17 protein-coding genes and 1 pseudogene are annotated in these 26,012 nt (G+C 63.3%); 2 read left to right on the top strand and 16 right to left on the bottom strand.

The features are described 5' to 3' along the window. Positions 1 to 187: 187 nt before the first annotated feature. The 9 genes from BLU76_RS24215 to BLU76_RS24175 all read right to left on the bottom strand — a co-directional run bounded on the left by BLU76_RS24215 (position 188) and on the right by BLU76_RS24175 (position 12,849). On the bottom strand, positions 188 to 790 hold the full coding sequence (locus tag BLU76_RS24215) for a glutathione S-transferase (RefSeq protein WP_063320759.1): 603 nt from the start codon (positions 788 to 790) through the stop codon (positions 188 to 190). Continuing rightward, complete coding sequence (locus tag BLU76_RS24210; RefSeq protein ID WP_092224776.1) at positions 787 to 4,428, bottom strand: AAA family ATPase; 3,642 nt, start codon at positions 4,426 to 4,428, stop codon at positions 787 to 789. Before BLU76_RS24210 ends, BLU76_RS24215 begins: the two co-directional genes overlap by 4 nt. Next, positions 4,425 to 5,669 carry an exonuclease SbcCD subunit D C-terminal domain-containing protein gene (locus tag BLU76_RS24205; RefSeq protein ID WP_092145913.1) on the bottom strand — a complete coding sequence of 415 codons (1,245 nt, stop codon included), beginning with the start codon at positions 5,667 to 5,669 and terminating at the stop codon, positions 4,425 to 4,427. The genes BLU76_RS24210 and BLU76_RS24205 overlap by 4 nt, the downstream gene beginning before the upstream one ends. 336 nt (positions 5,670 to 6,005) lie before the next feature. Further along, a complete protein-coding gene (locus BLU76_RS24200) occupies positions 6,006 to 7,643 on the bottom strand; it encodes a BatD family protein (protein ID WP_092145911.1) in 1,638 nt (545 codons plus the stop codon). Further along, positions 7,640 to 9,376, bottom strand: a complete 1,737-nt coding sequence (locus BLU76_RS24195) for a VWA domain-containing protein (RefSeq protein WP_092224774.1) — start codon at positions 9,374 to 9,376, stop codon at positions 7,640 to 7,642. The genes BLU76_RS24200 and BLU76_RS24195 overlap by 4 nt, the downstream gene beginning before the upstream one ends. Next, a complete protein-coding gene (locus BLU76_RS24190) occupies positions 9,373 to 10,452 on the bottom strand; it encodes a vWA domain-containing protein (protein WP_092224771.1) in 1,080 nt (359 codons plus the stop codon). The genes BLU76_RS24195 and BLU76_RS24190 overlap by 4 nt, the downstream gene beginning before the upstream one ends. Continuing rightward, complete coding sequence (locus BLU76_RS24185; RefSeq protein WP_063320765.1) at positions 10,445 to 10,939, bottom strand: DUF4381 domain-containing protein; 495 nt, start codon at positions 10,937 to 10,939, stop codon at positions 10,445 to 10,447. Before BLU76_RS24185 ends, BLU76_RS24190 begins: the two co-directional genes overlap by 8 nt. Then, positions 10,936 to 11,880 (bottom strand): DUF58 domain-containing protein, encoded by a 945-nt coding sequence (locus BLU76_RS24180; RefSeq protein ID WP_092145907.1) that lies wholly within the window; start codon positions 11,878 to 11,880, stop codon positions 10,936 to 10,938. The genes BLU76_RS24185 and BLU76_RS24180 overlap by 4 nt, the downstream gene beginning before the upstream one ends. Positions 11,881 to 11,889: 9 nt before the next feature. Then, positions 11,890 to 12,849 carry an AAA family ATPase gene (locus BLU76_RS24175; protein ID WP_003202654.1) on the bottom strand — a complete coding sequence of 320 codons (960 nt, stop codon included), beginning with the start codon at positions 12,847 to 12,849 and terminating at the stop codon, positions 11,890 to 11,892. A 586-nt stretch (positions 12,850 to 13,435) separates the two neighbouring features. Between BLU76_RS24175 and BLU76_RS31990 the strand changes: the two are divergent. After that, positions 13,436 to 13,786: pseudogene (locus tag BLU76_RS31990) on the top strand (DUF6124 family protein); the annotation flags it as partial. Between the two features lie 174 nt (positions 13,787 to 13,960). Here the strand turns inward: BLU76_RS31990 and BLU76_RS24165 are convergent. From BLU76_RS24165 to BLU76_RS24140, 6 genes are all read right to left on the bottom strand, one after another. After that, the gene (locus tag BLU76_RS24165) at positions 13,961 to 14,938 is read right to left on the bottom strand and encodes a 2-hydroxyacid dehydrogenase (RefSeq protein ID WP_092145905.1); all 978 of its coding nucleotides are present in this window, start codon (positions 14,936 to 14,938) and stop codon (positions 13,961 to 13,963) included. A 14-nt stretch (positions 14,939 to 14,952) separates the two neighbouring features. After that, positions 14,953 to 16,251 carry an MFS transporter gene (locus BLU76_RS24160; RefSeq protein WP_092145903.1) on the bottom strand — a complete coding sequence of 433 codons (1,299 nt, stop codon included), beginning with the start codon at positions 16,249 to 16,251 and terminating at the stop codon, positions 14,953 to 14,955. Positions 16,252 to 16,339: 88 nt separating this feature from the next. Then, complete coding sequence (locus tag BLU76_RS24155) at positions 16,340 to 17,320, bottom strand: sugar kinase (RefSeq protein ID WP_092145901.1); 981 nt, start codon at positions 17,318 to 17,320, stop codon at positions 16,340 to 16,342. Further along, a complete protein-coding gene (locus tag BLU76_RS24150) occupies positions 17,313 to 18,095 on the bottom strand; it encodes a sugar phosphate isomerase/epimerase family protein (protein WP_092145899.1) in 783 nt (260 codons plus the stop codon). The genes BLU76_RS24155 and BLU76_RS24150 overlap by 8 nt, the downstream gene beginning before the upstream one ends. 154 nt (positions 18,096 to 18,249) lie before the next feature. Then, positions 18,250 to 19,275, bottom strand: coding sequence for a LacI family DNA-binding transcriptional regulator (locus BLU76_RS24145; protein ID WP_092224769.1), 1,026 nt, complete (start codon positions 19,273 to 19,275; stop codon positions 18,250 to 18,252). A gap of 352 nt (positions 19,276 to 19,627) precedes the next feature. Continuing rightward, positions 19,628 to 19,981 (bottom strand): hypothetical protein, encoded by a 354-nt coding sequence (locus BLU76_RS24140; RefSeq protein WP_092224767.1) that lies wholly within the window; start codon positions 19,979 to 19,981, stop codon positions 19,628 to 19,630. Between the two features lie 465 nt (positions 19,982 to 20,446). Here BLU76_RS24140 and BLU76_RS24135 point away from each other — a divergent pair, with 465 nt between their 5' ends. Then, positions 20,447 to 25,315: an NAD-glutamate dehydrogenase gene (locus BLU76_RS24135; RefSeq protein ID WP_092224765.1), complete on the top strand. Its 4,869-nt coding sequence runs from the start codon at positions 20,447 to 20,449 to the stop codon at positions 25,313 to 25,315. A 183-nt stretch (positions 25,316 to 25,498) separates the two neighbouring features. Here BLU76_RS24135 and BLU76_RS24130 read toward each other — a convergent pair whose 3' ends face one another. Next, positions 25,499 to 25,903: a cupin domain-containing protein gene (locus BLU76_RS24130; RefSeq protein WP_092145891.1), complete on the bottom strand. Its 405-nt coding sequence runs from the start codon at positions 25,901 to 25,903 to the stop codon at positions 25,499 to 25,501. Between the last annotated feature and the right edge of the window lie 109 nt (positions 25,904 to 26,012).

Below are 26,012 nucleotides of genomic sequence, written 5' to 3'. Positions count from 1 at the left end.
CGAGGCATTCCCTTAACCCGCGCCGTACCCAATTCCCCGTGGCGAGGGAGCTTGCTCCCGCTGGGGCGCGCAGCGGCCCTAAAACCCGGCAACGCGGTGGGTCAGGTTGATTAGTGGTCCTTGAGGGGGGGCTGCTGCGCAGCCCAGCGGGAGCAAGCTCCCTCGCCACAAGGGCTGTGTGCAGCCGTTATTTGGCCATGATCGCCACGAACAGCTCGGACGCCAGGAACCGTTGCAACCAGTCCCGTAGCCGAGGATAAGGCGCCTGGGTGAACCACTCGCGGTCGACATGGGCGAACTGACGCACGAATGGCATCAGCGCCACATCGGCCAGGCTCAGGTGATCGGCCACCAGGAATGGCCGCGCTTCAAGCAGCGTTTCCAGCCGCCCCAGGAACACCTCGCCCTCGGCCCGATAATGCTCCACCGGCTGTTCAGGATGACGCTCGGGGTACTTGTAGCGGTTCAGGTGAAGCTTGAACCGATGGTCGTTTTCCTCGATCAACGCTGCCGCCAATGTCTGGCCTTCGGGATCATCCAGCAACCGCCAGTCTTGCGGATCATGGCGGGCCAAGGCCCAGGCCATGATCTCCAGGCTTTCATCGATCACCCGGCCATCGACCTGCAGCACCGGCACCGTGCCTTTGCTGGAGAGTGCGAGCATCTCGGCGGGCTTGGCCTTCAGGCTGACTTCGACAATCGCCACCTCGACCGCGCTGTAGCGCAAGGCCATGCGTGCTCGCATCGCGTAGGGGCAGCGGCGGAAGGAATAGAGCGTGGCGTGGCTCATTTCACCTCCACGGTGCTCAAGCCGTTGCCTTGGCGACGGACCTGGATCTGCACCGGTATCCGCTCGTGCATTTCCTGTACGTGGGAAATCACCGCGACCTTGCGGCCCTGGGCCTGCAGGCCGTCGAGAGCGTCCATCGCCAGTTGCAGCGACTCGGGGTCGAGGCTGCCGAAGCCTTCGTCGATGAACAGCGATTCGATCTTCAGTGTGCTGGACGCCATCGAGGCCAGGCCCAAGGCCAAGGCGAGGGAGACCAGGAAGGTTTCGCCGCCGGACAACGAATGTACCGAGCGCAGTTCATCGCCCATTTCCGTGTCCATCACCAGTAGCCCGAGCATGCTGCCGCCACGCTTGAGCCTATAGCGGCGTACCAGTTGCCGCAGTTGGGCATTGGCGTGGTGCACCAGCAAGTCGAGGTTGTAGGCCTGGGCCAGCTTGCGGAAGCGGTCGCCGGTGGCCGAACCGATCAATGCGTCCAGCCGTGCCCAACGCTGGTATTCGATATAGGCCTGCTCGATCTGCTGGGCCAGGGCCTGGTTGGCGTTCTGCCGGCGCTGGTCCTCGGCCTGTTCGGCGCGTAGTTCGGCACAGCGCTGTTCACTGGCGGCGAACTGGCCTTGCAGCTCGGTGAGGGCTTCGGCCAATTGTTCCGGCAACAGGTTGCCGTTGTGTTGGGCCTGATGGTTTTGCAGGCGCTGCTCGCGTTCGGTGAGCAGGACGCGGGCCTGCTCGATGGCTTTTTCGCTGTTGAGCAAGCGCTGGCGCAACTGGCTGACGTGTTGGTCGTCCAGGCCGAGCAGGGCCTCAAGGGCGGCATCGTCCAGTTCCGGATGGTTGGTGCGCCATTGCGCGATACCGGCGGCCAGCGCCTGGCGTTCGAGGTCCAGGGATTGGGCCTGTTCCTGTCGGGCCTTGAGTTCGGCGGCCAGTTGCACCAGGTCGTTGCGCAATTGCTGCAACTGCTGATTGGCCGTCGCCTCGGCATCCCGCGTCTGTTCCAGGCGCTGGTCGAGTTGTTGCTGCCACTGTTCGGCGCTGGTGTGCTCGCCGAGCAGTTGCGTGAGTTGCTGCTGGCAGGTCTGTTGTTGCTCGTTCAGGGCGCTGAATTGCAGGCGGGCCGCTTCCAGTTGCTGGAGGCGGGTCTGCTGGCGGTCCTGCTCTTTCTCCAGGGTCTGCTGGCGCTGGAGCTGTTCGCTCAGTTCGTCGCGCTGCTGTTCCAATTGCTCCAGGCGCTGGGCGATATGCTGGTCGAGCTGCAAGAAGGTTGCGGCGGGTTCGCTGCGCAAGGCCTGCAGGGTGTCAGCGGGTAGCAGGGTGCTGAAGTGGCTCAGCTCCTCGTCCAGGCGCTGGCGGTCGCGGGACAGTTCCTGCTGCTGGTTGCCCAGGTGTTGTGACGCCTGTTGGCTGGCTGCCTCGGCTTCACGCAGTCGCTGCGCCATGCGCGCGGCGTCTTGCTGCAGGGTCAGCAGGGCGGTTTGCCGTTGTTCGTCCTGGCTGATGCGCAGGTTCAGTTGGCTGTTCTGCTGGGTCAGCCAGGCGTCGCGCTTGTTCGCTTCCTGGGCCAGCAGTTGCGCCGACAACGGGTGGGCTTCAAGGCTGGGCGCCAGGCCCTGTTGCTGGCTGGCGAGCTGTTCCTGCTGCTGTTTGAGTTCCTTGAGCTGGGCGATCACTCCACTGTATTGCGCCCGCAGGTCGATGACTTTTTCATTGAGCAGGTCGACGGCCTTGCGGGCGTTGGCCTCTTCGGTTTCATCGAAGCGCCCGAGGTTTTCCAGCAGGGCTTCGGGCTGATGATAAGGATGCTCGACACTGCCACACACGGGGCAGGGCTGTTCATCCTGCAACTGTGCGCGCAGCTGCTCGACACTTTCGCTACGGACCAGGCGCTGGCGCTCCAGCAGCTCGCGAGTAACGGTCAGGGTCTGTTCGGCGATGGTCAGTTCGGCCTTGGCTTCGCCGCCTTCGCGCACCAGCCGGTCACGTTCCTGCAACGCTCGTTGCTGGCGTTGTTCAAGCTCGGCGCCACGTTTGTCCAGCTCTTGCTGACTGGCCCACAGCCGGGTCAGGTCTTCGAAGGCGCGCAGTTGCTTGCGGTTGTCTTGCAGCAGGGTGCCGAGCAACTGGATCTGTTCGGCCACGGCCTCCGGCTCGGCGCCGGCTTCCTTGTAGAGCACTTCAAGGTCTTGCCGGCGGGTGGCCAGTTCCTCGGCGGCGCGGGTGGCGCTTTGTTCCAGTGTGGCGAGTTCGGCCTGGCCCTGGTTCAGGCGATTACCGATCAGCATCAGTTGTTGGAGGCGATCGCGATAGGCGTTCCAGGCATCGCTCAGCGGGGCCAGGTGCGTGCTTTGTTCCAGCGCGTCGGCGATGCGCTGCAAGCGCTCGGCCACCTGCCTTTGCTGCTCGAGCAAGGTGTCGATGGTGCGCTGGCCTTCGGTGCAGGCCTGCTGTGCCTGTTCCTGGCGCTCGGCGCTGAGGCTCGCGTCTTGGGCCAGGCGGGCGAGGGTGCTCTGCTCGCCGAAGGCCTGACGCAGCAATGGCGCACTGTCGATGCTTTGCTGGCGGGCGCTGGCCAGCGCTTGTTGCGCATCGTCCAGGGCCTTTTCCAGTTCGGCTTGTTGGGCGTGCAGGTCGATCTGCTGCTGGGTGAGTTGCTGGATCTGCGCCGCCAGGGGCTCAAGCTGCCGGTTCAGTTCCGTTTGGCGAATGAACTGATGCCGCTGGGGCGCCAGTTGTTCCAGGCGGACCAGTTTCAGACGTTCGTCGGCCAGGGCGTTCCAATCGGCCTGGGCCTGTTGCAGCTGTTCGGCGGCGCTGGCGTGTTCATCCTGCAATAGGCCCAGGTCGCGCAGCCAGGTGTGCTGCTGCTCCAGCTGCTTGAGTTGGGCTTGTTGGGCCTTGAGTTGCAGCTGCGCTTCGGTGAAGCGCAGGTCCAGCTCGGCCCGGGCCTCGGGAGCGAGCGGCGTAACGCCAGTGGCCTGGTCCTGTAACTGCTTGTGGTTTTCCTTGGCTTGCTTGGCCTTGTCGAAGGCGCGGCGCCCGAGGCGGGTGTAGAGGGCGGTGTCGGTGAGTTTTTCCAGCAGTTCGCTGCGATCGTTGTCATCGGCCTTGAGGAACGCGCTGAACTCGCTCTGGGCCAGCAGCACGGCACGGGTGAACTGTTCGAAGTTCAGGCCCAGGGCCGTTTCGAGCTGGGTCTTGTATTCGCCTTTCTGGCTCGCCAGCAGTTGATCGTTGTCCAGGTCCCGCAGGCTCTGGCGGCTGGCTTGCAATTTGCCGCCGGCCTTTTCCCGGGCGCGATTGGCTTCCCAGCGGGCCCGATAGCGGCGTCCGTCGATGCCGCGAAAATCCACTTCGGCATAACCATCGCCGGTACCACGGCGCAACAGTGTGCGCGGATCGCCCGTGGCAATTTCGCCATCGACGTCCGGCACCTTGGCGTCGCGTCCGGTGTTATTGAGGCGCGGCACGGCGCCAAACAGCGCCAGGCACAGGGCGTCGAGCAATGTGCTCTTGCCGGCGCCCGTGGGGCCGGTAATGGCGAACAGGCCGGCGCTGGCCAAGGGTTCGGCGGTGAAATCGATTTCAAACGGCCCGGCCAGGGACGCCAGGTTCTTGAGGCGGATCGCGAGGATCTTCATGGCTGCTCGCTCTCCATCTGCACGTCTTGCAACAGCACGGCAAAGTCCTTGAGGGTCTGTTCGTCCACGTCGTTGCCGTAGGTGTCCTGCCAGGCGCGGCTGAACAACTCCTGTGGGCTGAGTTGATCCAGCTCCACCAGCGCGCTGCCATCATCGGCATTGCCGGCGCCGCCGTTGCCGGCGTACTCGGCGGCGATCCGCACCAGGCGCACGGCCTTGCCTTGCAATGCGGTCTCCACTTGGTGACGCAGGTCCGGCTGCGGTTCGTCGAGGCGTACCCGCACTTCCAACCAGGGTTGGCGCTGGACATCGGCCAGCAGGTCGATGTCGGGCAGGTCCTTGAGTTGCACCAGTAGATCGGCCAGTGGCGCCGGGCCCAGGCGTTGCAGGTTGACGGCCCGTGGGATCAGGCGCGGCTCGACCTTGACCAGCGCCTCGCCGTCGAGGGTGATGTCGAGGATCTGATGCTGATAGCCGATCTCCGAAAATGACAGCGGGATCGGTGAACCGCTGTAGCGGATGCGCTCTTCACCGTTGACCTTCTGCGGCTTGTGCAAATGGCCGAGGGCGACGTAGCTGATGTTCGGGCCGAACAGGCTGGCGGGCAGGGCCTCGGCGTTGCCGATGATCAGGCTGCGCTCGGAATCCTCGGACACCGAACCACCGGCCATATGGGCATGACTGATGGCGATCAGCGCCTGGCCTTTCTTGCGCTTGCTATTGGCCGCGGCGATCAGCCACTCATGGACCTGGCCGATGCCTCGCAGGTAGTCGTCGCCCAGCTGTGCGCCAGTGACTTCGGCAGGGCGCAGGAACGGCAGGGCCAGGCACCACGCCTTGACCTTGCCTTTGGCATCGGGCAACGGCAACAACAGGCGCTCGACGTCCAGTTGACCGTCGTCCAGCCACAGCACCCGGCCCAGGGCATGGGTGCGCAGGCGTCGCATCAGCGGCGCAGGCAGTTCGATACGCGAGCCGGAGTCGTGGTTGCCGGCGATCATCACGATGGTCAGGTTGGCGTTTTGTTCATGGGCGCTGACGATGAAGTCGTAGAGTCGCTCCTGGGCTTTGACCGGCGGATTCACGGTGTCGAAGATATCGCCGGCAATCAGCAGTACATCGGGTTTTTCGCTGCTCAGTTGGCGCAGCAGCCAGTCGAGGAAACACGCGTGTTCGAAGTCGCGTTCCTGGCCGTGGAGGTTTTGCCCCAGGTGCCAGTCGGAGGTGTGAAACAGACGCAAGGTGTACTCCAGGAAACAGATGATGGCCGCGTGAAGAGGGGCGGCTAAAAGAAGCAGAGTTTACTGGGAAATGGGGGCGAGAACTTGCTCGACGTTGCAGGATTTGGTGCAAGACCCTGTGGCGAGGGAGCTTGCTCCCGCTCGATTGCGCAGCAATCGCAAAAAAAGGGGCCGCTTCGCAGCCCAGCGGGAGCAAGCTCCCTCGCCACAAAAGCTACAAAAGCTACAAAAGCTACAAAGCTACAAAAGCTACAAAAGCTACAAAAGCTACAAAAGCTACAAAAGCTACAAAAGCTACAAAAGCTACAAAAGCCATGACTGCCCAGGAAACCGGGTTTATTTGGGGTACAACGGCGGCAACCCGGAATCACTGGCAGAAGCCTGCGCCCCATCGGTGGGGGGAATCGCCCGAATCGCCCGCCACAAGTCTTCACCCTGCCAATGCTGGCCGGTCTCGCTGTAGAGCGCGCCGTTGAGGCCGTCCAGGGCGTCGGACAGCGGCACGAAGCGTGCGGCCATGTCGGCCAGGGTTTCCGGTTGCTGGCGGGCCCAGGCGTCCAGGGCCTGGCGGGTGGCGTGGGGGTCGTTGGCCAGGCAGGTGCGTTTGAGATCATCCAGCAAGGTGCGGGGGCTCGGTCCGGTCTGGGTCGAGCGCAGGATCGCTGGCTGCCAGCGGCCGCGCCACCACAGGGCGAAGCCCAGCACGGTCGTGCAGGCCAGGACCAAGGTGCTCAGTTGCCAGTACCAGAGCATGTCGCTGTCGACGGTCGTTACGATCTGCGCCGTGCCGGCCGGCGTGTCCACCATCAGGCTTGGATTGTTCGCCACTTGCAGGGTCCGCGCCGGGAGGCTGGTGCGGTCCAGGTGGTCTTCCAGGGTGTTCCACCAGACCACTTCCACCGGTGGCAGCTCGATGGTGCCGCTGCGATTGGGCACCAGCGCTTCGCGGTCTTCGCGGCTGCCCACCAGCCCGCGTTCACTGTTGCGGCTGCTGAGTACCGGTTGGTCCGGATAGCGCCGCAGGCCATTGATCTCCGTGGCCGGCAGCGGTGGCAACTGGGCGCTGGCCAGGCCTTCGGCTTCCAGGGTCAGGCTGCGGGTCAGGGAATCGCCCACCTGGCTGTGGGTCGGCTCCGGGCTCCAGCTTTCACTCAAGGACAGACTGCGCGCCGGCAGCCAGGGCACGTCGGCCGGATAACTGGCAGGCTTGGGCTTGACGCGCAGCAACAGTTGCGCGGAGCTTACCCGCATCAACTGGCCGGGCTTGGGGCCCGAAGGTACGGCGTCCTGGGCCACCGGCTCGACCAGGGTGGCGCTGAATGTCTGGGCCGGAATCGTCAGTTCGCCGCTGCGCTGTGGGTAGATGCCGTAGCGCAGTTCAATCACGCCATGGCGGACATCGTTGATGACTTTTTCATAGGTGCGCGATTCGCCCAGTTGCTCGGTGCGGGCATCGGGGATGTGCAGCGGCGTGAGGCTGCTGTCGTCGTACAGCGACACCGAATGGTAGATGCGCAGGGTCAAGATCGCCTGGGCCTGAACATACACGTCGGTCTGGTCGAGGCTGGCCTCGATAAACACCGCTGCCAGGGGCTGCGAGGCGTCGCGGGTTTCGCTTTCGATCACCTGCAGGGTGATCGGCTGGCTGGTCACTTCGCCCAGTTGCAACGGCGGAATGATCACGGTGCCGCTTTGGCGCGGCAGCAGGGTCACGATCCAGCGGGTGGTGGCGCGGTTCTCTCCGTCAAGGGTCGTCAACTGGTTGACCTGACGGGTACCGCGCACATCGAACAAGGCCTGGAGCGGAGCCAGGTCCGGTTTGCCGAACAACGTGGCGTCGTTGGATTCCAGGGTCAGCTCCACCGTTTCCCCGGAGTTCAGGCGGCTGCGGTCCACACTGGCAGTCAGCTGTGCAGCCTGGGTTCCAGAGGCCCAGAGCAGCAACACGAGGAAGTAGGTGGTGAAGCGGGTCATTTGGTTTTTTCCTGGGCCTGATGGCTTTGCTGTTCATACCAGAATTTACGTCTGAGCAGCTCCCCTGGATTATCCGGGATCTGGCGCAGCCATTGTTCCAGTGCCTGGCGCTGTTCTTCTTCATTGCGCTGGCCCGCGGCAGGACGCAGTGGCGGGGTGGTGGTCTGCTCATCGGGCAGTTCGCTGCCTGGTACATCCTGGGCGGTAGGCGGTTGTGCCGCGCGCGGGGGTTGGGGCTCGTCCGATGTCGCGCTTGCCTCGAGAGAGGGCTGTCCCGGTTCGGAAGACTGGGTGGGTGAGTCGGTATCCGGCGATTGCTCGGTGGGGGCCGGCTCCTCGTTTTCGGCAGGCTTGGGTTCTTCCGGTACGGGGGGCGGCTCTTTCAACAAACTTTCCACCAGGGCCTTGTTGGTCTGGGCGGGGCGCAGGTCGGGTTGCAACTCCAGGGCCTGCTCATAGGCATCCAGCGCGGCTTCCAGTTCGCCGCTCCTGGCCAGGGCATTGCCGCGATTGTAGTGCGCACGGGCGTCGTTGCCTTCGGCGAAGCGTCGGGCGGCTTCGCTGTACTGGCCGGCTTCGTACAGGGCGACGCCTTGCCACTGGCTGTCCTCGAAGTGGGCGGCGGCTTCGGCGGGACGTTTTTGCTTGAGCAAGTGCTGGCCCTGTTGGTCGGCGCGCAACCACAGGTCCTGGAATTCGAAGGCGTGGCCGGTTTGCGGCAACATGAATAACAGTGGCAGGCAGAACAGCCAGCCTCGCCGTCCGGCACAGGCGGCCAGCAGCAACAGGGGCAGGAGCAGCCAATAGCCCTGGTCGGCCCAGGTGTCCAGGCGCAGCGTTTGTCCGTCGCTGCGCAGATGACGAGGGCCGTCCAACAGGCCCAGGCCGCGCAGGTCGCTGTCGTCCAGGCGCGCCGGCCGGTAGCGGCCGTCCAGCTTGTTGGCAAAGGCCTTGAGGCCCGGGCTGTCCAGGCGTGGCAGCAGGATCGAACCCTGCGCATCCTTGAGGTAACTGCCATCTTCCTGGGGCACCGGTGCGCCTTCGCGGGTACCAATGCCGAGCATCAGCCATTGTGTGGCGGAACCGTCCAGGGCCTGGCGAATGCCTTGGCGTTCCTGCTCGTTCAGCGACGAACCGATCAGCAGGATCCGGCCATGGCCCAGTTCGCCCTGGTCCAACAGGGCCAGCGCCTTGCGGACCGCCAGGTCGGCACGATGGCCGCTCTGCGGCATGATCGATGGCGCAAGGGCTTCGAGCAGGTTGGCGCTGGTGGACAGATCGTCGGACAGCGGCACCAGCGTATGGGCGCTGCCGGCATAGACGATGATCGCGGTCTGGGCGTCGCTGCGGTTCTGCAACAGGTCCAGTACCTTGCGCCGGGCCTGCTCCAGGCGCGTGGGCGGGACGTCGGTGGCGAGCATTTCCGGGGTCAGTTCCAGCACCACCACCAGCGGGTCGGCGGGTTTCTGGCTGGTCTGTTCGACCCGCGCCCAACTCGGCCCCAGCAGCGCCAGCACGATCAACAGCCAACCCAGGCCCAGGGCAATCCACGGCAGCCGGCTTTCGCGGCCACTGCCGCCACTGAGCAGCACAGCATGAAAGGCGGGCGGCAGGATCATCTGCCAGCGGCCCACGCGTTTCTGCCGGTGCCACAGTTGCCAGAGCAACCAGCCCAGCAGAGGTAGCAGCAATACGAACCAGGGGCGTAGCCAATGTGGCCAGAAGGCGATCATCGACGCCTCCGCAAGCGCAGGCGCTTGAGCCGCTGGCGCCACTCGGTGTGTTGGGCCGGCTGGAACAGCGGCTGGTTGAACAGGCGCTGCAACGGATTGTCCGGCCAGCGCGCCCGGGCCACCAGCAACATGCTCAACAGCAGCGCAACGGCCAGGGGCCAGTGATACAGCGCCAGGGCAGGACGGGCCTGGGTCGGTTGCTGGGTCACCGGCTCGAGCTGGTCGAGGGCGGTCTTGATCGCCAGTAATTGCGCGCCATCCTGGGCACGAAAATACTGGCCGCCGGTGGCTTGGGCGATTTCCTTGAGTGTCGGTTCATCCAGGTCCAGGCTCGGGTTGACGCCGAGCAAACCCGTGGTGCCGCTTTGTTCCGGGTCGGCACCGATGCCGATCGGGTAGATTTTCACGCCTTCGTCGGCAGCCAGTCGCGCAGCGGTCAGCGGATCGATTTCACCGCCGTTGTTGGCGCCGTCGGTTACCAGGATCAGCACGCGGCTGTGGGCCGGGCGCTGGCGCAGGCGCTTGAGGGCCAGTCCGATGGCGTCGCCTATGGCGGTGTTCTTGCCGGCGATACCGATACGCGCCTCATCGAGCCAATGGCGCACGGTGCGGCGGTCGAAGGTCAGCGGTGCTTGCAGATAGGCCTGGCTGCCGAACAGGATCAGGCCGACCCGGTCACCTTCGCGGCCTTCGAGAAAGTCCCCGAGCATGTGCTGGACCAGCACAAGGCGACTGACCTCTTCGTCCTTCCACTGCATGTCGGGAAAGTCCATGGAACCCGAGACATCCACCGCCACCAGCAGGTCGCGGCCGCTGGCGGCAATGGGCAATGGCTCGCCCAACCACTGCGGTCGGGTCGCGGCGATCAGCAACAGCAGCCAGAGCAGGATGAAGGGCGCCTGTTGCCGCCAGGTCGGCAGATTGGCCCGCGCCCGCCGACCCACCAGGCCTTCCAGGTCCCCGAGGAAACTGACCTTGAGCGCTGGCTCGCCGCTATCGGCCGCCGGCAGCACCAGGCGCATCAGCCAAGGCAGCGGCAACAGGGCGAATACCCACGGCCAGGCGAACTCAAACATGTTTGCGAATCCAGATTTCGACCGCCTGGGTCAGGCCAGCGATGGCTTTGTCATCGAGCTTGCATTCGGGTTTGTAGGCGCCTTCCACCAAGATCATCCAGCGCGTCAGGCCCGCGGCCGGGCAGCGGTTATCCAGGAACGCCAGCCATTTGCGCCCATTGAGGGTGTGGCTCTGGCTGTAGGGGTAGTGATTGCGGCATAGACGCTTGAGCAGCCCGTTGAGCTGTTGCAACCAGGCCCCGGCCGGCGCGCCGTCGTAGGGTTTGGGCAGCAGGGCGAGTTCGGCCAGCGCGGCCAGGCGCACCGGGTCCAAGGGTTGTTCGGCGCGGGCGACGGTGCGCTTGATGGGAATGAACCGGCGCAGTTGCCACAGGCCCAGGCCCAGCAATGGGATCAACACCAGCAGCAGCCACCAGCCTGGCGCGGGTGGCCAGAAACCGATAGGCGGCGGCGCCATCAGCGGTTGCAGTTGATCGAGGCTGCTCATCGGCTTTTCCCGGCCCGCTTGGGGTTCAGGTAGTCGCGCAGTTGCTCGACCATGTCGCCCTGGGTACTCAGGGGCAGCATCAGGATTCGCAGTTTCTGCGCCAGCATCTCCCAGCGTTCCTGGCGCGCCTCGGCCTGGGCGCGATAGGCCTGGCGCAGTTCGAAATTCAGGGTGTCGAGTTCCAGCTGCGAACCACGCTGGGTGAACCGCAGCAGACCGGCGGCGGGCAGGGCATGATCCAGCGGGTCCGACAGTGGCAGCAACAACAGGTCGCAATGGCGCGACAGCAGGCTCAACTGTTGCTCGGCGCTGTCGGACAGCGCGCGCTCATCGCAAATCACGATCGCCAGGCTGCCGGGCCGTAGCACTTCCCGGGCTCGGCGCAGGGCGATGCCGAACGAGTCGCGATCCGGCTCGGCCTCGGTGTGCAGTGACTGATTGACCCGCACCAACCGGTTGAGCAATTGCAACAGGCTCTGTTTGCTGCGTCGCGGCTTGACCTCGTAATGGGTGTTATTGCCGAACACCAGGCCGCCGACCCGGTCGTTATGCCCCAGCGCGGCCCAGCCTATGAGGCTGGCGGCCTGAGCGGCGAGCACCGACTTGAACACCAGCCCCGAACCGAAGAACAGCCGGTGGCTTTGCTCGATCATGATGAAGATCGGCCGCTCGCGTTCTTCGTGGAACAGTTTGGTGTGGGGCTCCTGGGTCCGGGCGGTGACGCGCCAGTCAATGGTGCGTACGTCGTCGCCGGCCTGATAGACCCGCACCTGGTCGAAATCGACCCCGCGTCCGCGCAGCTTGGAGTGATGCAGGCCGATCAGCGGGCTGCGCTGGCCTGGGGTCGAGAACAACTGCACTTCGCGTACGCGATGGCGCATCTCGATCAGCTCTGCGAGGCTGACGCGGATGCCCGGTGCGGGCGCCAGTGGGTTATTCATGACGCATGCTCAAGCGACAGCGACGACGTCGAGAATCCGCTGCACGACCCGGTCCTGGTCGATACCGGCGGCTTCGGCTTCGAACGACAGGATGATGCGATGGCGCAGCACGTCGAACAGCACGGCCTGGATATCTTCGGGGCTGACAAAGTCGCGTCCGGCCAGCCAGGCGTGGGCACGGGCACAGCGGTCCAGGGCGATGGAGCCCCGCGGGCTGGCGCCGTAGGCGATCCATTCGGCCATTTCCGGATCGAACTTGGCCGGGTTGCGGGTGGCCATGATCAGTTGCACCAAGTACTCCTCCACGGCGTCGGCCATGTACAACCCGAGGATTTCCTTGCGCGCAGAGAAAATCGCCTGCTGGCTCACGCGGCGTTCGGGCTTGGTCTCGCCGTTCAGCGCTTCACCCCGGGCCTGCTGCAGGATACGGCGTTCCACCGCGGCGTCCGGGAAACCGATCTTGACGTGCATCAGGAAGCGGTCGAGCTGGGCTTCGGGCAGCGGGTAGGTGCCTTCCTGCTCGATCGGGTTCTGCGTGGCCATCACCAGGAACAGCGGCGACAGTTCATAAGTGCTGCGCCCGACGCTGACCTGCCGCTCGGCCATCGCCTCCAGCAAGGCCGACTGGACCTTGGCCGGGGCGCGGTTGATTTCGTCCGCCAGCACCAGGTTATGGAAAATCGGCCCTTGCTGGAACACGAAGCTACCGGTTTCCGGGCGGTAGATTTCCGTACCGGTGATGTCGGCGGGCAGCAGGTCGGGGGTGAACTGGATGCGATGGAATTGCGCTTCGACGCCTTCGGCCAGTTCTTTGATGGCCTTGGTCTTGGCCAGCCCCGGCGCGCCTTCCACCAGCATGTGGCCGTCGGCAAGCAGGGCGATGAGCAGGCGCTCGATGAGTTTTTCCTGGCCGAGAATCTGCGTTGAAAGAAAGGTTCGCAGCGCAAGCAGCGCTTCACGATGTTCCATCGGTGACTGTTCCTGGAAAGGGTGGCCCCGGACGTTCGGATAACGCCGGGGCTGGGGGCGTTACTTTAATGCATGGCAGGGGGTGGCGACTAACGGGATTTTGATTGGCCGTGTGAATTGTGATCGGCTTGGAAAGATTGTGGGGGTGGGTTTGCTTGCCATGAATCCCACCCGACAGGCGCACCTTACCCGGTGGCGAGGGAGCTTGCTCCCGCTTGAGTGCGAAGCACTCACAAAGTGAAGGGGTGTTTATCGGGACGTAGGAGTGCTCTGGAGCAGGCTACGTTGTCTTGCGCCATTGCCTACAACTGCGCCAGAATCCGCCGGCTTGTGCGCTTGGGAGGCAGGTTCTATCGTTTCCGGGTCGCTGATGAATCAGCGATCGGGTTTGGTAGCCCGGCTTTTGACTTGTCGCACAGCCCCTGTAACAGAGGCCTTTTTGGTATCTGTTTTATGGCGGTCATGCGCAGGGCGTCTTCGGACGCGCCGGTTCTCCAAGTCACCGGTCTACCAACCCGCGTATGGCCGCCACCTTCGTTTGGTAGCGAGGTTGATGGTCTCCTTTTTCTGATTTGGAGATTCATTCATGTTCAAAGTAACCCCGAACCCACCGAACACCGATCCAACGTCACCGCGTTCAAAAACCAAGTCTCAAAAACACGACGAAGTCACCGACCGAGTCCTCGACCATTACCTGAACCCCAAGCCGGACAAACCCGAAGCAGAACCTGCCCCCGGCCAACTCTTCACCGTCAACAAAGACATCGACACCGAAAGCCTGCTTGCCAACCTCAGCGAAACCCTGGCTTCGGCCAATGCCATGGTCAATGACCTGGCCTTCGACCTGGACGGTTCACGCCGGCATTTCCTCCTGGGCATTCAGCAACTGATCGAACTGGGCAGCCCGCTGGCGAACCGTGCACTGGACAACATCGAAACCCATCAGCCGACATACCCCCCCGTGGCGAGGGAGCTTGCTCCCGCTGGGCTGCGCAGCAGCCCCAAACCGAGCCGGCGCGGTTCCCAGACATACCGCGCCCGCCGGGCCTGCGACTGCTGCGCAGTCGAGCGGGAGCAAGCTCCCTCGCCACAGCCGTGCTTGGATGATTGCTCAGCCTACCCACGCCCCCGCATTCACCAGATTCGCCGGCCGCTCACCCGCCAATGCCGCCAGCAGGTTGTCGACCGCACAACGCGCCATCGCTTCCCGGGTCTCGTGGGTGGCCGAGCCCATGTGCGGTGTCGCCACCACGTTATCCAGTTGCAACAACGGTGAATCCGCACTCAAGGGCTCGCGCTCGAACACGTCCAGCCCCGCGGCACGGATTTGCCCGCTGCGCAGGGCGTCGATCAGTGCCGCCTCGTCCACCACTTTGCCTCGGGAGATATTGATAAAGATGGATTCGGGACGCATCCGGGCAAACGCCCGCGCATTGATCAGCCCTTGGGTTTCAGCCGTCAAGGGCAAGGTCAGGCAGACGAAGTCCGCCTGCTGCAACAATGTTTCGAGGCTGCAATAGCGTGCGTCGAAGCGCTGCTCGACTGCAGGCTTGGGCGAGTGGCTGTGGTAGATGACCTGCATGCCGAAGCCGAAGTGCCCGCGCTGGGCCAAGGCTTCGCCGATGCGGCCCATGCCGATGATGCCCAAGGTCTTGCCATGGACATCGCTGCCGAAATGCCGGGGGCCGATGCTCTGTTGCCAGCCGCCGCTGCGCACCAGGTTGGCCAGTTCCACCACGCGCCGGGCGGTTGCCAGGATCAGGGCGAAACCGGTGTCCGCGGTGGTTTCGGTGAGCACGTCCGGGGTATTGGTGAGCAGGATCCGGCGTTCGGTCAGGTAGTCGATATCGTAGTTGTCGACCCCCACCGAGACGCTGGCGATGGCTTGCAGGTTCGGCGCCAGGTCCAGCAGCGCCGCATCCAGCTTGAGGCTGGCACCCAGCAAGCCATGGGCGCTTGGCAAGGCCTCGCGCAGTTGCACCAGGCTTTGCGCGTCGAGGCGCTCGATGAGGGTGACTTGGGCCTGGGCTTGCAAACGGGCCATCAATTGCGCTGACAGCGCCTTGTACAACACCACGTGCTTTTTCATGGAGGGGTCTCGCTTCAGGAATGGGCGGGCGCCGAGTGTGGCGTCGCGGTTTTCGACACGGCCCGGTCGCTGGCGCCGGGCTTGAGGGCGAGGGTCAGCACCACGGCCACCAGCAACGCGCCGCTCATCAACAGGAAGGACATGCCAGGGGAACCGGTGGAACCGTTGAGGTAACCCACCAGGTACGAGCCGCCGAATGAACCCAGCGCGCCCATGCTGTTGATCAGCGCCATGGCACCGCCGGCGACGTTGGCGGGGAGGATTTCCGGAACGATGGCAAAAAACGGCCCGTACGGCGCATACATGCAAGCCCCGGCCACCACCAGCAGGCTGTAGGACCACCAGAAATGTTCAGGCCCCAGCAGGTAGGAGGCGTAGAACGCGATGGAAGCGACCAGCAGCGGCGGCCAGACGAAGCGCTTGCGCTTCTGGGCCTTGTCCGATGCCCAGGACACCACCAGCATGCCGACCACCGCCGCCAGGTACGGCAACGACGACAGCCAGCCGGCCTCGACCATGCTCATCTGCAAACCTGCCTTGAGGATGGACGGTAGCCACAGCACGAACCCGTAGACCCCAATGCTCCAGCAGAAAAACTGCAACGCCAGGATGATGACCTTGGGCGAGCGGAAGGCCTCGGCATAGTTCTTCACCGCCTTGATACCCACCTGTTCAGCCGCCAATGCGCTTTCCAGGTCGTGTTTTTCCTGGTCGCTGAGCCACTTGGCCTGGGACGGACGATCATCGGCCAGGCGCCACCAGATAAAGGCCCAGAGCACCGCCGGCAGGCCTTCGATGATGAACATCCAGCGCCAGTCGAATTGCTGTACCAGATAACCCGACACCACCGACATCCACAGCATGGTCACTGGGTTGCCAAGGATCAGGAACGTGTTGGCGCGCGAACGTTCGGCCCGGGTGAACCAGTGGCACAGGTACACCAGCATGGCCGGCATCACCGCGGCCTCGACCACCCCGAGCATGAAGCGGATCACGATCAACCAGTAGGCATTGGAGACCACGCCCGTCAGGGTGGCCAGCGAGCCCCAGAGGATCAGGCTGACGAAGATCAGCTTCTTCACGCTGTGCTTTTGCGCATAGATCGCCCCCGGGACCTGGAAGAAAAAGTAGCCGAGGAAAAACAGGGCGCCCAGCAAGGACGACAGCCCCGGGGTGATCATCAGGTCCTTGGCCATGCCCGAGGCGGCGGCGAACCCGTAGTTGGCCCGGTCCAGGTAGGCCAGGCTGTAGGTGATGAACACGATGGGCATGATGTACCACCAGCGGCGGGTGGCGAGGTTGAGCGTTTGCATGTCGTTGACTCCTGAGCTTGTTGTTTTTGTTTGCAGCAGGTGTTTTTTGCGGTGGCCGCTATCGCGAGCAAGCTCGCTCCCACAGGGGTTAACTCGATCTCCTGTGGGAGCAAGCTTGCTCGCGATTGGCGTCATTGAATTGCGCCAATAACTCATGGCGCGTCGGCAACCCTTCCATGTCCCCACGGCTCTGCACCGCACGACTGCCAATCCAATTAGCGCGCTGCACGGCCTCGGTGATGGCGCGGCCTTCGAGCAACGCACTGATCAGGCCGACGGCGAAGCCATCGCCGGCGCCCACGGTGTCCACCACTCGGGCCACCGGCACACCGGCGATAACACCCTGGTCCAGGTGCGTGCGGTAATACGCGCCGTCCGCGCCGAGCTTGATCACGACGATTTCGGCGCCTTGGTCCAGGTAGAACGCGGCGATGTCAGCCGGGTCGTCGAAACCGGTCAGCAAGCGACCTTCGCCGAGCCCTGGCAGGACCCAGTGGGCGAGGGCGGCGAGGCGATTGATGTGCGCAATCATCGTCGACTCGCTGCCCCAAAGGCTTGGCCTCAGGTTGGGGTCGAACGACAGGCTGCGGCCGGCCGCGCGCATACGGCTCATCAATTCAAAGGACATCTCGCGGGCCGTGACCGACAACGCCGGGACGATGCCGGTGGCGTGCAAGTGACGGGCTTCAAGCAGCGATGGCGCGATGGAATCGATCGACAGATGACTGGCCGCCGAGCCACGACGGAAATACTCGACTTGCGGGTCGCTGCCATCGTCGGTACGGGACTTGAACTGAAATCCGGTGGGGTGCGTTGGATCGACCGCCACGTGACGACAATCCAGGCCTTCGTTTTCCAGTGTCTGCACGACGAAGCGTCCCAGGGAATCGGCGCCAACCCGGCTCAGCCACGCGACCTTGAAGTCCAGGCGCGACAAACCGATGGCCACGTTGCTGTCGGCCCCGGCAATGCGCTTGTGGAACTGGTCGACGCTGGCCAGGTCACCGCGCTGGTCGGCCACCAGCATCGCCATGGTTTCGCCGAACGACAGCACATCGAACTCAGGCATGGGCAGGCTCCCGGCGTAGTTGCCCGAGGCGGGCAAGGGTGGCGACATGTTCAGCGGTCAATTGCAGCAAGTCTTCGCCTTGTAGCGGGTATTCGGCGGCGCGCATTACACCGACGGGCATGTGCTTGAGCAGTTGCTCCCACAGGTGCAGGTCGGTCATGGCCGGAGGTACGGCGACCAGTTTGCCGTCGGCGCGCTGGGCCACTGCCTTGCAATGCACGTAAGCCACATACCGTCCGAGCTGTCGGGCGGCGACGGCGGCCGATTGGTCCTGCCATTGCCAGTTGCCGATGTCGAAGGTCATACCGACGGGCAATGCATGCTCTTCGGCAGCGGTGAAGAAACGTTGCAACGGTTCGATCCGTCCGCCTTGCAAGGTCTGGTCGTTTTCCACCAGCAACTGCACCGGGCTTGCGCCGAGCACATCCGCCAGTGCCGACAGGTCATGGGAGCCGGTGAAGTGCCCGAGGGAGACTTTTAGCCATGCCGAGCCGAAAGCCTCGGACCGTTGCAGGGTCAGTGCCAGGGCCGGGTTGGGCCTGGACTGCCCGGCGAGCCACAGCTCCAGTGGTGACGAGAAAACACTTTGCAGCCCCTGGGCGCGAGCGCGAGCGGCCAGCTCGGCGGGCTGTTCGGTGGTGAGCAATTCTTCGCGCCATTCGATGCGCGAGGCGCCGGCGGCGGCCAGCAGATCGATGAAATGGCCTTGGCCTTGTTGCCGTACCAGGTCGGCGCCGTAGCTGGAAAGGCTGATGGAAACGGGTGGTTTGTTCATTGTTATTGCACCTCTGAAACCGGTTTCAGTTTTATTTAAAAAAAGGGGGGTGTGCTTCAGGTCCTCATCGCGAGCAAGCTCGCTCCCACACGGGATCTGTGGCGCACTGAAGATCCCTGTGGGAGCGAGCTTGCTCGCGATAGGGCCCTCACCATCACCGACCATTCCCAAGCGTCGACCCACGCTCAATCAGCCGCGCCGCAAAATCCAGGGTCCGCACCGGCCCGTTGTCGCCGCGCAAGCGCTTGAGCAAACACTCGAATGCACTGGCGCCGATCTCGGCGGTGGGTTGGGCCAGGGCGGTGATGCCGCTGCCCACCAACGGGTACCAATCCAGATCGTCGAGGGCGATCAGGCCTACGTCGTCGAACAAATGGCAACCCAGGTCGCGCAAGGCTTGAGTGGCGGCCAACGCAGCAATGCCGTTGGCGCAGAACAGTGCCTTGGGGCCAGCGCCCGGCTGGGCAAGGAAGGCCTCGATGCGGGCGGTCAACCGGTCACAGGTTTCCACCACGGCGCCGGTCAGGGCAGGGCGGCGCTCGATGCCGGCCTTGAAACTGTCGACCCGCTCGATCCGCGAGCTGGTGCCGTCGAAGGGCTCGGTGACCAGGAGCAGATCGCGGTAACCCCGTTGTTCAAGGTGGTCGAGCGCCATCGCGACGGCGGCCGGGTTATCCAGTCCCACCAGGTCGCTTTCGAGCCGATCAACCTTGCGATCCACCAGCACCAGCGGCATCTCGCTGCGCAGTTCGAGCAGTTCCTCACGGTGATGCCCCAGGGTGTTCACGATCAGCCCTTCGATATTGTAGGCGCGCAACAACGCCAGGTGCTGGCGCTCCTGCTCGTCATCGCGATCGGTGTTACACACCACTAGGCTGTAGCCATGGCGACGGCAGGCGGTTTCCACGCCATGCATCACGGCAATTGAATAAGGGTTGCGGATATCGGCCACCAGCATGCCGATCAGGCGCGTGCGTCCGCGCTTGAGGCCACGGGCCATCTGGTTGGGACGATAGCCCAACTCATTGATTGCCTGCTCGATGCGCCGGGCGATGGCCTCGGAGAGCAGGGCGCGGTCCTCGCCAATGAAGCGCGAGACACTGGCCTTGGAGACCCCGGCGCGTTCGGCGACGTCAAGCATGGTCACGCGGCTGCGCTGGGCGGCGGAGAAAGAATTCACGGATAGAAACCTGCTTATTGGAATTATTTAGCGGCTCTGAAACCGGTTTCAGGAAACCTCAGAATCCAGTCGGTCGTCAAGGGCGTCTTGATACGAGAGCGACCGACGGTGATTCACCTCGTGGTAAGGAGCCGCAGCGTGGGTAGGATGTGGTGGGAAGGCTCACGCGAACCAGTGTGGCGAGGGAGCTTGCTCCCGCTCGGCTGCGCAGCAGTCGCCATTCGTGCTGGCGCGGTTTGGCTGTCAGATCGTGGTGTGTGGTTTTTGGGGCTGCTGCGCAGCCCAGCGGGAGCAAGCTCCCTCGCCACAAGAGCTGCCCGACTCCTATCCTGAATCCCTGGCGCTGCTGAGCTCAGAGCTGACTTATATAAGTCCCGGTGCCCCGGAGAATGTTCCGCAACGTCAGTTCCACTTCCGCCAGGTCCGCCGCATCGCTGTTATGAATGATTTCCAGCACATCATCGCCATTCAGGGCATCGGCGTCCGCTGCGGCGATTTCGATCTTCAGCAGGGTCGGGCTCAGGGTCACCTTCACGCCATCGAGTGTCGAAGGCTCGCCATCCAGAGTGATTTCCAGTGCGTCTTCGTCGGGGTAGCGGGACATCAGGAACATGTCGCCCTGGGCGCTATGGCAGCAGAGCATGGCCATGTTGTCTTCTTCTTCGTCGCACGGGTTGGCGATCAGAAGGGCGGTGGTCATTTGCATGGTGATGGCTCCTGGCTCGATGAGCCCTGCGGGGGAGTAAAAGGTGGATTTTGCCAGCCGGGAGGAATTTCTGCTGGATTACCGCTGCCAGACGCAGGATCCAGCGATGATTTCACGCCGCCAGGTGCCGTTTGGCCCTTGGGCTGCTAGGGTTGTTCGATGCGCACGGGCTGTTTAGCTAGCCGATGACCGAATATGTCGCAGCGCTGCAAGCAGGCAGGTTGTCGCACTCGTTAAGCTGCGCAACGGATGTGCACCTGCAAAGGCCGTCCCACGGGTGTTTTTTGCAGGTGCCCATGACATGAAATTACATGGAAAAGGATGTGACCTGCGGGTCCTGTCCAGCTTCATCCACCTGTCATCCTGTTTCCTCTGCCCGAGAATCAGGAACGGGATGGCCGATAACCCCGCAAGGGGTTGCACGCGACGCTTTCATCAATAACAAGCCCAAGCGGAGTACCACAGATGGCGTTCTTCACCGCAGCCAGCAAGGCCGACTTCCAGCATCAACTGCAAGCGGCACTGGCGCAGCACATCAGTGAACAGGCACTGCCACAAGTGGCGCTGTTCGCTGAACAATTCTTCGGCATCATTTCCCTCGATGAACTTACCCAGCGCCGGTTGTCCGACCTCGCCGGCTGCACCCTGTCTGCCTGGCGCCTGCTTGAGCGCTTCGATCACGCGCAACCGCAGGTGCGCGTCTACAACCCCGATTACGAACGCCACGGTTGGCAGTCGACCCACACGGCCGTGGAAGTGCTGCACCACGACCTGCCATTCCTGGTGGACTCGGTCCGCACCGAGTTGAACCGTCGCGGCTACAGCATTCATACCCTGCAAACCACCGTGCTGAGCGTGCGTCGCGGCAGCAAGGGCGAGTTGCTGGAAATCCTGCCAAAAGGCACCCAGGGCGACGACATCCTGCAAGAGTCGTTGATGTACCTGGAAATCGACCGTTGCGCCAACGCCGCCGAACTCAACGTCCTGAGCAAGGAACTTGAGCAAGTGCTGGGCGAAGTGCGCGTGGCCGTGGCCGACTTCGAACCGATGAAAGCCAAGGTCCAGGAAATCCTCGACAGCCTGGACAGCAGCGCCTACGCCATCGACGCTGATGAAAAGAGCGAGATCAAGAGCTTCCTGGAATGGCTGGTGGGTAACCACTTCACCTTCCTGGGCTACGAAGAGTTCGTGGTTCGTGACGAGGCCGATGGTGGCCACATCGAGTACAACCCCGATTCGTTCCTGGGCCTGACCAAATTGCTGCGCGCCGGCCTGACCGCCGAAGACCTGCGCATCGAAGACTACGCCGTCAATTACCTGCGCGAACCGACGCCGCTGTCGTTCGCCAAGGCCGCGCACCCGAGCCGCGTACACCGTCCGGCCTATCCGGACTACGTGTCGATCCGTGAAATCGACGCCGACGGCAAGGTCATCAAGGAATGCCGCTTCATGGGCCTGTACACCTCTTCGGTGTATGGCGAGAGCGTGCGGGCCATCCCGTACATCCGCCGCAAGGTCGCGGAAATCGAGCGTCGCTCGGGCTTCCAGGCCAAGGCGCACCTGGGCAAGGAACTGGCCCAGGTGGTCGAAGTGCTGCCCCGTGACGACCTGTTCCAGACCCCGGTGGACGAGCTGTTCAGCACTGTCATGTCCATCGTGCAGATCCAGGAACGCAACAAGATCCGCGTGTTCCTGCGCAAAGACCCGTATGGCCGTTTCTGCTACTGCCTGGCCTACGTGCCACGTGATATCTATTCCACCGAAGTGCGCCAGAAGATCCAGCAAGTACTGATGGATCGCCTGAAGGCCTCGGACTGCGAGTTCTGGACCTTCTTCTCCGAATCCGTACTGGCCCGTGTACAACTGATCTTGCGGGTGGACCCGAAGAACCGCATCGACATCGACCCGTTGCTGCTGGAAAAAGAAGTCGTGCAGGCCTGCCGCAGCTGGAAGGACGACTACGCCAGCCTGGTCGTCGAGAGCTTCGGTGAAGCCCAGGGCACCAACGTGCTGTCGGATTTCCCGAAAGGTTTCCCGGCCGGCTACCGCGAGCGCTTTGCTGCGCACTCGGCCGTGGTCGACATGCAGCACCTGCTGAGCCTGAGCGAAAAAAATCCGCTGGTCATGAGCTTCTACCAGCCGCTGGGCCAGGTCTCCGGCCAGCGTGAGCTGCACTGCAAGCTGTATCACGCCGATACGCCACTGGCGCTGTCCGACGTGTTGCCGATCCTGGAAAACCTCGGCCTGCGCGTGCTGGGTGAATTCCCGTACCGCCTGCGCCACACCAATGGCCGCGAGTTCTGGATCCATGACTTCGCGTTCACCGCCGCCGAAGGCCTGGACCTGGATATCCAGCAACTCAACGACACCTTGCAGGACGCCTTCGTCCACATCGTGCGTGGCGATGCCGAGAACGATGCGTTCAACCGCCTGGTGCTGACCGCCGGCCTGCCATGGCGCGACGTGGCGCTGCTGCGTGCCTATGCCCGTTACCTGAAGCAGATCCGCCTGGGCTTCGACCTGGGTTACATCGCCAGCACCCTGAACAACCACACCGATATCGCTCGCGAGTTGACCCGGTTGTTCAAGACCCGCTTCTACCTGGCGCGCAAACTCACCGGCGATGACCTGGAAGACAAGCAGCTGCGCCTGGAGCAAGCGATTCTCTCGGCCCTGGACGACGTCCAGGTGCTCAACGAAGACCGCATCCTGCGTCGTTACCTGGACCTGATCAAGGCCACCCTGCGGACCAACTTCTACCAGACCGACGCCAACGGCCAGAACAAGTCCTACTTCAGCTTCAAGTTCAACCCGCACTTGATCCCGGAGCTGCCCAAGCCCGTACCGAAGTTCGAGATCTTCGTCTACTCGCCACGGGTCGAAGGCGTGCACCTGCGCTTTGGCAACGTTGCCCGCGGTGGCTTGCGCTGGTCCGACCGTGAAGAAGACTACCGCACCGAAGTGCTGGGCCTGGTAAAAGCCCAGCAAGTGAAGAACTCGGTGATCGTGCCGGTGGGCGCCAAGGGCGGTTTCCTGCCACGTCGCCTGCCGTTGGGCGGCAGCCGGGACGAGATCGCGGCCGAGGGCATCGCCTGCTACCGCATCTTCATCTCGGGCCTGTTGGACATCACCGACAACCTGAAGGACGGCGCGCTGGTACCGCCGGCCAACGTCGTGCGTCATGACGACGATGACCCGTACCTGGTGGTGGCGGCGGACAAGGGCACTGCGACCTTCTCCGACATCGCCAACGGCATTGCCATCGACTATGGCTTCTGGCTCGGCGATGCGTTCGCCTCCGGCGGTTCGGCGGGCTACGACCACAAGAAAATGGGCATCACCGCCAAGGGCGCGTGGGTCGGCGTGCAGCGCCACTTCCGCGAACGCGGCATCAATGTCCAGGAAGACAGCATCACCGTGGTGGGTGTCGGCGACATGGCCGGCGACGTGTTCGGCAACGGCTTGTTGATGTCCGACAAGCTGCAACTGGTCGCGGCCTTCAACCACCTGCACATCTTCATCGACCCGAACCCGGAGCCTGCCAGCAGCTTTGCCGAGCGCCAGCGCCTGTTCGATCTGCCGCGTTCGGCCTGGACCGACTACGACACCAGCATCATGTCCGAAGGCGGCGGTATCTTCTCGCGTAGCGCGAAGAGCATTGCCATCTCGCCACAGATGAAAGAACGCTTCGACATCAAGGCCGACAAACTGACCCCGACCGAACTGCTCAATGCCTTGCTCAAGGCACCGGTGGATCTGTTGTGGAACGGCGGTATCGGCACCTACGTCAAGGCCAGCACTGAAAGCCACGCCGATGTCGGCGACAAGGCCAACGACGCACTGCGCGTGAACGGCAACGAACTGCGCTGCAAGGTCGTGGGCGAGGGCGGCAACCTGGGCATGACCCAACTGGGTCGCGTCGAGTTCGGCCTCAATGGCGGCGGTTCCAACACCGACTTCATCGACAACGCCGGCGGCGTGGACTGCTCCGACCACGAAGTGAACATCAAGATCCTGCTCAACGAAGTGGTGCAGGCCGGCGACATGACCGACAAGCAACGCAACCAGTTGCTGGCGAGCATGACCGACGAAGTCGGTGGCCTGGTGTTGGGCAACAACTACAAGCAGACCCAGGCCCTGTCCCTGGCGGCCCGTCGCGCTTTCGTGCGGATCGCCGAGTACAAGCGCCTGATGAACGACCTGGAAGCCCGTGGCAAGCTGGATCGCGCCATCGAGTTCCTGCCGACCGAAGAACAGCTGGCCGAACGTGTCGCGGCGGGCCATGGCCTGACCCGTGCCGAACTGTCGGTGCTGATCTCCTACAGCAAGATCGACCTCAAGGAAGCGCTGCTCAACTCCCTGGTACCGGACGACGACTACCTGACCCGTGACATGGAGACGGCGTTCCCGCCGACACTGGTGAGCAAGTTCTCCGAGGCCATGCGTCGCCATCGCCTCAAGCGCGAGATCGTCAGCACCCAGATCGCCAACGACCTGGTCAACCACATGGGCATCACCTTCGTGCAACGGCTCAAGGAGTCGACGGGCATGAGCCCGGCGAACGTGGCGGGCGCTTATGTGATCGTGCGCGATATTTTCCATCTCCCGCACTGGTTCCGGCAGATCGAAGCCCTGGACCACCAGGTGTCCGCCGACGTGCAACTGGAGCTGATGGACGAGCTGATGCGCCTGGGGCGTCGCGCCACGCGCTGGTTCCTGCGCAGCCGCCGCAACGAGCAGAACGCTGCCCGTGACGTGGCGCACTTCGGTCCGCACCTGGCGGCGTTGGGCCTCAAGCTCGACGAACTGCTGGAAGGTCCGACCCGCGAAGGTTGGCAGACCCGCTACCAGGCCTACGTGGCCGCTGGTGTGCCGGAGCTGCTGGCGCGCATGGTTGCCGGCACGACGCACCTGTACACCTTGCTGCCGATCATCGAGGCGTCCGACGTCACCGGCCAGAACGCCGCCGATGTGGCCAAGGCCTACTTCGCCGTGGGCAGCGCCCTGGACATCACCTGGTACCTGCAACAGATCAGCGCACTGCCGGTGGAAAACAACTGGCAGGCACTGGCCCGTGAAGCGTTCCGTGATGATGTCGACTGGCAACAGCGGGCGATCACCATCTCGGTCCTGCAAGAGGGCGATGGCGCCCAGGACGTGGAAACTCGCCTGGCACTGTGGCTGGAGCAGCACCACGAAATGGTCGAGCGCTGGCGTGCCATGCTGGTGGACATCCGTGCTGCCAGCGGTACCGACTACGCCATGTACGCGGTCGCCAACCGCGAGCTGTTGGACGTGGCAATGAGCGGTCAGGCGGTCGTGACGGCCAACTGATTCGGCGTTGAATGAAAAAGCCCCGCATTGAGAGATGCGGGGCTTTTTTTGCTTTCAAGATTCACTGTGGACCCCTGTGGGAGCGGGCTTGCTCGCGAATGCGTCGGGTCAGCTTGCACAAGTGTTGGATGTGCCGCCGTCTTCGCGAGCAAGCCCGCTCCCACAGGGGATTGCATTGATCCGTTAGTTCTTCAGCGGTATCAATACCGCTTCATCCTCTCCCATCACCATGAACACCAGCAATTTCGCCGGTTGGCTCGTGCTGGCGTTTTTCGACACCAGGTGCTCGGAACCCGCCGCTTCATACCAGAACTCACCGGCCTTGTAGGTCTTCGCCGGTTCGCCCTTGACCTGGGAGGTGATGGCGCCTTCCAGCACATAGGCCATGGCCGTTCCTTCATGTTTGTGGGCAACGGACGACTGGCCGGGGGCGTAGTCGACCGTCAGCATCATGGTTTTTTTACCCGGCAGGTTCTTCAGCATCTTCTCCTGCAGTACGTTGACCTTTTCCGAAGGCGCGGTTTCGTGGGCATAGACCGGGGCCAGGGGCAGCAGACTGAGGGTGGCGATCAGGCAGAGGGTTTTCATTGCAATGACCTTCGTGGGTTTGAGTGAGTTCGCGCTGGCGCGGCGATGGATTCACCCTAAGCCCCACGGTGGTGCAAACAAACGTCCAATCTTTAAGAAGGCGGGTAGA

It is taken from the genome of Pseudomonas sp. NFACC08-1 (assembly GCF_900106735.1).
In the GTDB taxonomy this organism is placed as follows: Bacteria; Pseudomonadota; Gammaproteobacteria; order Pseudomonadales; family Pseudomonadaceae; genus Aquipseudomonas; species Aquipseudomonas fluorescens_Q.
The sequence above is the reverse complement of the archived record's forward strand: the minus strand, read 5'-3'. Positions and strand labels throughout refer to the sequence as shown.